This window comes from Caballeronia terrestris (assembly GCF_001544515.1).
Lineage (GTDB): Bacteria > Pseudomonadota > Gammaproteobacteria > Burkholderiales > Burkholderiaceae > Caballeronia > Caballeronia terrestris.
This window is the reverse complement of record NZ_FCOL02000126.1, coordinates 1-7,557: the sequence shown is the minus strand read 5'-3', so window position 1 is coordinate 7,557 and position 7,557 is coordinate 1. Positions and strand designations below refer to the sequence as shown.

5 protein-coding genes and 4 pseudogenes are annotated in these 7,557 nt (G+C 61.0%); 3 read left to right on the top strand and 6 right to left on the bottom strand.

Annotated features, from left to right (window positions below):
• Positions 1 to 150: pseudogene (sdhB, locus tag AWB67_RS33245) on the top strand (succinate dehydrogenase iron-sulfur subunit); the annotation flags it as partial.
• A gap of 31 nt (positions 151 to 181) precedes the next feature.
• On the opposite strand, the gene AWB67_RS33240 reads toward sdhB, so the two are convergent.
• From AWB67_RS33240 to AWB67_RS33230, 3 genes are read right to left on the bottom strand one after another with little or no spacing between them, the layout of a single operon-like run.
• Positions 182 to 481, bottom strand: coding sequence for an AtuA-related protein (locus AWB67_RS33240; RefSeq protein WP_087660267.1), 300 nt, complete (start codon positions 479 to 481; stop codon positions 182 to 184).
• Between the two features lies 1 nt (position 482).
• Positions 483 to 1,841: an acyclic terpene utilization AtuA family protein gene (locus AWB67_RS33235; protein WP_087660266.1), complete on the bottom strand. Its 1,359-nt coding sequence runs from the start codon at positions 1,839 to 1,841 to the stop codon at positions 483 to 485.
• A gap of 31 nt (positions 1,842 to 1,872) precedes the next feature.
• Positions 1,873 to 3,177, bottom strand: coding sequence for a CitMHS family transporter (locus AWB67_RS33230; RefSeq protein ID WP_087660265.1), 1,305 nt, complete (start codon positions 3,175 to 3,177; stop codon positions 1,873 to 1,875).
• Between the two features lie 99 nt (positions 3,178 to 3,276).
• On the opposite strand from AWB67_RS33230, the gene AWB67_RS33225 reads away from it, so the two are divergent.
• Complete coding sequence (locus tag AWB67_RS33225) at positions 3,277 to 4,260, top strand: LysR family transcriptional regulator (RefSeq protein WP_087660264.1); 984 nt, start codon at positions 3,277 to 3,279, stop codon at positions 4,258 to 4,260.
• An 8-nt stretch (positions 4,261 to 4,268) separates the two neighbouring features.
• On the opposite strand, the pseudogene AWB67_RS43575 reads toward AWB67_RS33225, so the two are convergent.
• The 3 genes and pseudogenes from AWB67_RS43575 to AWB67_RS33210 form a co-directional block, all read right to left on the bottom strand.
• Positions 4,269 to 4,736: pseudogene (locus AWB67_RS43575) on the bottom strand (ABC transporter permease subunit); the annotation flags it as partial.
• 491 nt (positions 4,737 to 5,227) lie between these two features.
• On the bottom strand, positions 5,228 to 5,740 hold the full coding sequence (locus AWB67_RS41580) for a substrate-binding domain-containing protein (protein ID WP_200822374.1): 513 nt from the start codon (positions 5,738 to 5,740) through the stop codon (positions 5,228 to 5,230).
• A 94-nt stretch (positions 5,741 to 5,834) separates the two neighbouring features.
• Positions 5,835 to 6,927: pseudogene (locus tag AWB67_RS33210) on the bottom strand (porin).
• Between the two features lie 463 nt (positions 6,928 to 7,390).
• Between AWB67_RS33210 and AWB67_RS33200 the strand changes: the two are divergent.
• A pseudogene (locus AWB67_RS33200) lies at positions 7,391 to 7,557 on the top strand (aldehyde dehydrogenase family protein); the annotation flags it as partial.

Below are 7,557 nucleotides of genomic sequence, written 5' to 3'. Positions count from 1 at the left end.
ACTGGCGAACGCCTCGACAACCTGGAAGATCCGTATCGTCTGTTCCGTTGCCATACGATCATGAACTGCGTGGACGTGTGCCCGAAGGGGCTCAATCCCACGAAGGCGATCGGCAAGATCAAGGAATTGATGGTGCGGCGGGCTGTCTGAATTTTAGCGGCGGCCATCGTGCCGCCGTGCTCTACACATCGATATCCATCAACGCGGAACTGAGTGATTTACCGTGCGCATCGAGCGCGAGTGAACGCGTCACGCCACCTCCAAGCGCTCGTCCGAGCACAAAATTAAAAGCGGCCAGCTCGGGCAATTCATAGCGCACGACTTCCCCGCGCACGACGTCACTCAGATGCGCTTTAACGCGATCTGCCGACAGCGTCTGTCGCAGATGCTCGTAATGCCGCGTGTCGTGACAAATGACTGATACGTTTAGCGTATTACCCTTGTCGCCGGTTCGCGAGTGGGCGAGTTCCCGAAGTTTCATTTCAAGTCTCCACGAATTCGAACATGGGATTCGTCTGCGTGCGTGGCAGCAGAATCGATTGCACCGCGAGCACTTCGCGTACGGCCTTGGTCACACCGCCGCCGCCCGCGGGTCCGTTGGTATAGAGCGTCTCCACCTCGTTGCCGATGCGCCCCGCTTGCGCCGCCGAGTCCGTGCGTCCCGCTACACGCACACGTACCTCATAAGGCTCGCCACCGCGCGCGCCGGCTTGCTCGCCATAAAGCGAATCGACGCCGATCAGATCGAAACGCAGTTCGCTTGTCTCCACACCGGTCAGGCTTAACCGCTCGCGAACGATATCCAGCGCAAGCCGCGCCCGCGCGAGTGCGCCCGGCCCTCCATAAGATATCTGCCCCTCGCCGATAAAGCCGTCCATATACGCCACCGACACCTTGAGCGTATCCGTTCGCGGCGTGCCGCATCCGCCCGTCACGCGCACGCGGTCGGGCGCTTCCTCTGTCACGCGCACGCGCGTGAAATCGGCGACGACGTCCGGCTGAAAATACCGCCGCGGATCGTGGATTTCGTAGAGCAGTTGCTCCTTGCATGTCGCCTCGGTCACGCGGCCGCCCGCGTGCGGCACCTTCGTGATGACGACCGAACCGTCCACGCTGACTTCGCCGATCGGAAAGCCGAGCCGCGCGAGATTGGGGACGTCTTTGTAACCCGGATCGCCGAAATAGCCGCCCGTCACCTGTCCCGCGCATTCGAGCAGATGCCCGACGACGGTTCCCTGTCCGAGCGTGTTCCAGTCGTCCATGCTCCAGCCGAATTCATGGATCAACGGCGCAGTGAAGAGCGACGGATCGGCGACGCGTCCTGTCAGCACGATGTCCGCGCCGGCCGCAAGCGCCTCGACGATCGGCGCCGCACCCAGGTAAGCATTTGCCGACACGATCCGCTCGCCATACGACGCGACGCTCTCGCCTGATTCCTCGAACGTGAAGCTGCCTTGCCGCACGACGTCGAGCACGTCGTCGCCGGTAACGGCGGCGATCTTCAGCCCGTCGATGCCCAACGATCGCGCGATCTCCGCCGTCTTGCGCGCGGCAGCTATCGGATTGGCCGCGCCCATGTTGGAGATGATCCGCACGCCGTTCTTCGCGGCAATGGGCAGCACGGCCGTCATGCGCGCTTCGAGCAGCGGGTCATAGCCGAGGTCCGGATGATTGCGCCGCGTCTGCTGTGCAATCGCGATCGTGCGCTCGGCGAGGCACTCGAATACCAGATAGTCGAGCGCGCCGTGCTCGGCCAGTTCGACCGCTGGTTCGATCCGGTCGCCCGAATAGCCGGCGCCCGCGCCGATGCGCACGCAGCGTGCGTTTTGAGTTGCAGTCATCGCGTTAGTATCCATGATGTGGCTCGCACCCTCACAAGGGGAAAACGCCGAGCAGGACGCACGCGATCGTCATGACGATCGATGCGCCGAACAGCAGCGGGAACGTGAATTTCTGATGATCGGCGAGGTCGATGCCGCACAGGCCGACCACGAGGAACGTCGCGGGCGTGAGCGGGCTGACCGGGAAGCCCGTCGTCATCTGCCCGAGCAGTGCCGCCTGTCCGACCTGCACGGCGGGCACGCCGAGTTGCCCGGCCACTTCCGCGATCACCGGCAACATGCCGAAGTAGAACGAATCGGGATCGAACAGCATGCTGAGCGGCATCGACACGAGCCCGAGCACTACGGGGATGTGGCTCGCCATCGCGGGCGGCACGAAGCCGACCGCCGCCTGCGCCATCGCCTTGAGCATGCCGCTGCCCTGCAGCACGCCCGTGAAAACGCCCGCCGCGAGCAGGATGCCGGCCATCATCAGCGCAGCGCGCGCATGGGCGTCGATGCGCTTGCGCTGCATCTCGACGTTCGGATAGTTCACCATCAAGGCGACACACAGGCCGACCATGAACATGATCGCAGGCGGAATCTTCTCGCCCATCGCGACCATCGTGCCGAGTACGATCAGCGTGAGGACGATGTTGAACCAGAAGAGCTTCGGGCGCCGCAGCGCCTGTTCTTCTGGCGTGAGTTCACGTTTGGGCATCGGGATCGAACCGTCTGCGTGCGCGTATCCGAGTCGCTTTTCTTCGCGGCGTCCGAGCCAATACGCCATGCCGAATACGAACACGAGACCGATCACCTGCACCGGAATCAGCGGATTGAAGAGCGACGAAATCGGCAGATGCAGCGACGCCGATGCGCGGATCATCGGCCCCGTCCATGGCAGGAAGTTGATGCCCGCCGCCATCGATACGGCCGCGGCCAGCACGCGCCGGTCCATGTTCAGGCGATCGTAGAGCGGCAGCATCGCGGGGATCGTCACGAGGAAACAAACGGCGCCCGAGCCGTCGAGATGGATCAGGAGCGCGAGGAGCGTCGTGCCCATCACGATGCGCGTCGGCTTCGTGCCGACCGCCTTCAGGATGCGGTCGATGATGGGGTCGAGCGTGCCGGCGTCGGTGATCGTGCCGAAGTAGAGGATCGCGAACACGAACATGCCGACAACGGGCGCGAGGCTCTTCAGGCCATCGATGACGAACTTGCTCGTCTGCAGCCCGAAGCCGCCGAGCAGCGACGCGGCGATCGGCACGATGATGAGCGCGACGAGCGGCGACATGCGTTTTGAAAGGATTGCCGCGAGCAGCACGACGATGGTGGCGAGCCCCAATAGTGGCAGCATGGCTTTGTCTCCGGATTTGTCTTTTAGTGTGGTTCAGCGTAATTTGTTACCAGCGATAGATCAATTGAAATGATTTGATTGCAGCATTCAGGAAACGTAATGGATCTGAGCCTTCGCGACATTCGGGCGTTCGTCGCCGTTGCACAGACGGGCAGCTTCACGCGTGCGGCCACGCGCCTGCATCTGTCGCAGCCGGCGCTCACCGTGCAGATTCGACGGCTGGAGGAAACGGTCGGCGTGCGGCTGTTCGATCGCAACAGCCGTAACGTCGCGCTGACGCCGGCGGGCCGCGAGCTGCTGCCGGTGCTGCAGAAGTCGCTGCACGACATGGAGCAGGTGCTCGCCGATGCCCGCTCACTCGCCGATGGTTCGAGCGGCACGGTGCGCATCGCTTGCCTGCCGACCTTTGCGGCGAGCCTGTTGCCGGACCTCATTCAGGATCTGAAGAAAGCGGTGCCGAGTGCGGGATTTCAGATTCGCGACGTGGTCGCGAGCACGGTGAACGCGCTCGTGCGCAACGAAGATGTGGATATCGGTCTCACGGGAGGCGAACTTCCTGAGGGCGCATTCGATGTGCTCTATACAGGCGTCGATCGGCTCGTTGCGGTGTGTCCGAAGGCGCATCCGCTTGCGCGTCGGCGACGCATCGGACTCGAGGATCTTGCCCGCGTGCCGCTTGTTTTGACCGCACAAGGCACGAGCGTGCGCGCGGTGGTCGACGCGGCGCTCGCGCACGCGCGGTGCGCGCCGGTCATCGCGTGCGAGCCGACGTACATGATGACCGCGGTCGCGATGGTGCGCGGCGGCCTCGGCGTGACGATCCTTCCCGGCACCGCGCGCGAGGTGCTGGCGGAACCCGGGCTCGTCGTTCGCCCCATCGACGACGCCGCGTTCGTCCGTCCGATTGCGCTGATCAAGAAGCGCGGCCGGACGCTGCCGCCTTTGACGGAGCGCTTCGTTGCGGCAATGCTTGCGCGTATGGGGGACGATGCCGACGCACGCCCGACACGCGGTCCGATAAAAGAAAGCACTAAGACGGGAAGCGGCAAAGTGAGCAACAAAAGAATCCAGACGAGCACATAGACCGACTGCAAGCCGCCATTTTGCAGATTGACGAAGAGCTTGACTGGAATGCCTTGCGGAAAATACGAGAACACGGAAACGATCCCGAACTCGCCGATGATCCGCACCCACGTGACGATGCCGCCCGTTGCGATTTCGCGTGCGGCAATCGGCAAGGTGACGTACCAGAACGTCTGCAAGGGCGAACACCCGAGGTCTTGCGCTGCTTCTTCCACGTCCTTGGTCACACCCTCGAATGCCGTGCGCGCGGCTGTGACGAAGTAGGCGAGACCGCCGTAGGTCTGCGCGATGATGAACGAGCCCGCATTGTTGTTGAGCGTCATGCCGCCGTGCGCAAGCAGTTCGCCGAGCGAGCCGTAGGGCCCATAGGCGGAAACCAAAAGAATCCCGGTCGCCAGAGAAGGCGTCAGCAACGAAAATAAAACGAACGTTTCCGCTGCGCGCTTAAGCCACGAATGCGTTCTTGCGAGCCACATCGCAAGCGGTAGTCCTGTGATGACGATGATGAACATCGCCCACGTGCTTAGCGCTATCGATGTCCATGCCGCGTGCCAATCGCCGTATGCGGGACGCAAGCCGTTCCATTGCGTCTGACTAATGAGAGACATGAACGGCAGCGCCAGCAACGCGACTGCGGGCAGCATCCCTAGGCGACGCATGCTATTGAAAAGGAGAGGCATGCTTTGCCTTCCTGTAGCCGCTTTATCGGAATATCGTCTGTCCTTCAGGGCTGAGCATGAACGAAACGAACTTGCGTGCTTGAGCAGGGTTCGGTGCGTTCTTCCAACACCGCTGCGTGGAACACGAGCGGCTGCGGGGTAAACATCGAGTCATGTACCTTGCACGACACGTTCTTGTACAACGACTGCGCGAATTGCGGATCGCTAAGGTTGAGTTCATCGGGAAGCGTGATGTACGGCTGCTTGGCGGAAATCGTGGCGCTCTCATAGCCCGCCGACGCGTCGACCTAACCGGCCTCCAGACGAGTGAGCAGGCCGCTTTCTCCGAAAACCTGTTGAGGGTTCTCGACGTCGCCGAGAATCTTTTGGGTGAGGTCGGGTTGCTTGTAATACTGCTCTGCGAGCTTGAGCGAAAAGATGATGTTCTGCCCGAGGGGATCGATAGCCGGATCGGTTCGGCCGAAGCGCAGGCCGGGTGTCTGCAAGATCCGCCACCAGGGTGCGCCATGCCCGTCGCGACTCGCTTCCAGTTGCTTCGCGAACGCGCTCCTAGGGTTGAACGCGATGACCACGCTCGGACTTGCGACGGGTATCGCCTGATCGATCAGGCTCGCGTCTTTGAGGATTTGCATCGGACCCGGATTGATCGATACGAATACGTCAGCGACGATATTCTTCGATGCAAGCAGGCGCGCCATGCCGTACGCTCCCTCGCCTTGCCCTTCGTACTGTACGTCGTTCGCTTTAGCGAAAGCAGGGCCAAGCCCGCTGTCCATGACGATGCCCATCGAAACCAGCATAAGTTACGTGAAGCGGTTGTTCCGCCAGGACGTTCGCCACTGCAAGGAGGACAAGCAGAGTGAGGCATTTCTTTATCGATGTCATGTTCGTTCTCTAAAACCTGTGTCGTATGCCGATGCGCAACGCAAGCTGCGAATCGGTGCCCGTTCCGGAATTGCCAATGAAACTTGGACTCGCGCCGATTTCCGCTTGAACGGGTATCTCGTGACCGTTCACGACCTTGCTGCCGAAAGCCTTCTGGACAACCGCCAGCACATAGACGTCGGAACGCTGGGACAGCGCATAGTCGAGGAAGCTGTTGATCTGATGCCATTTGCCATTGAACTGGCCCGACAGATTCGAAAATGTATAGCCGAGCCCACCGCTCATTGCCGACGTGAATCCATACCGTCCGCCGATTTCATAGTTGTTCAGTATCGAATGGGGAGCCATGATCGGCGTGAGTTGCGTGTGGGTCCAATTGCCCCAAACCTTGCCGCTGCCGATGAAGTAGCTGCCGCCGATGCCGAACGTGCCGAGATCGCGCAACGGGCCGGTATTGATGTTCGCAACGCTGGAGGAGAAAGCAGGCGTTGCGCTGCCTGGAAAGCGAATGTCGGTGTAGGCGGAGCCAATAGCGAACGGGCCTCGCGCATAGTTGACGTCAAGGCTATAAGTCCTCGACGAACCCTGTGTGGTTGTCGTGGACTTTGACCCGGCAAACTCGCCGGCTTGATTCGAGAATCCATAAAGCGCACCGAACGTCAGGCCCGCGAAGCTCAGCGCTGCTGAACTTGATCGAGTTGTTGATACGGCTCGACGTGGGCTGATCGAGATCGTTGATGTGATACGCGTAGTTTCCGTCAGGCGTCTCGTGACCCATCGCGTAGTTGTGGACGTAGTCACGTGAAAACGAATATTGACGGCCGAGCGTCAGCGAGCCTGTACCGCTCTTGTCGAGGCCGATCCATGCCTGTCGGCCGAAGAGGGCACCGCCTTGTCCCAGCGTGCCGTCGGCCGAACTAAAACCGTTCTCAAGATCGAAGATTGCTTTGAGTCCGCTGCCGAGGTCTTCCGTGCCGCGAATGCCCCATCGGCTTCCCTGTGCGACACCGTCTGCGTATCTGAAGAGCGAACCGTGTCCCGTGGGTGTCGAAACATGATTCGCGTACGTCGCACCTGCGTCGATCAAGCCGTATAGCGTCACGCTGCTTTGCGCATGGGCAACCGTGCCGACTAACCCAACACCGCTGTCGCTACTGTTCTCTTCAACATCGATATGTTCCCTGAAATATTGCGACGCTCGCGTCTGCTGCGCTACGTCGCGTTGTCAGGAAACAGGTTAGCGGGATCAAGAATAAATCGATTGCGCGCGAGGCACTCGCATTTCAGATTCGCACGATGACGGATCAAGCAAGTGACCCCATTACGTCGCGAACATAGACTCGATGTCGACCGAAGGATTGGGCGGCGGCCCGCATCCCGCTATTGTCATTTCCACGCAGTGAACGATCAACACGGCTGCTGTCACCCCACATCAGCTTCTGGAGACACGGAAACGGCGACCCCAACACGGCGCCGCTGACGTTTCAGCGCGCCCCCCACTTGCCCCGCAACTGCACCTTCGACGCACGCGACTGGGAAATCCTGAGCCAGTACTGGCACGCCGTCCGTCGCGCGTGCTGGTCGAAGAGATGATTTACGACCGCTTCATGGAGCGGGCGTTGAAGCGCGTCGCGGCGATCAACCAAGGGCATCCACTCGACTCGAAGACGATGATCGGTGCGCAGGCATCGCAGGAGCAACTCGAAAAGATCCTGTCGTATATCGATCTCGG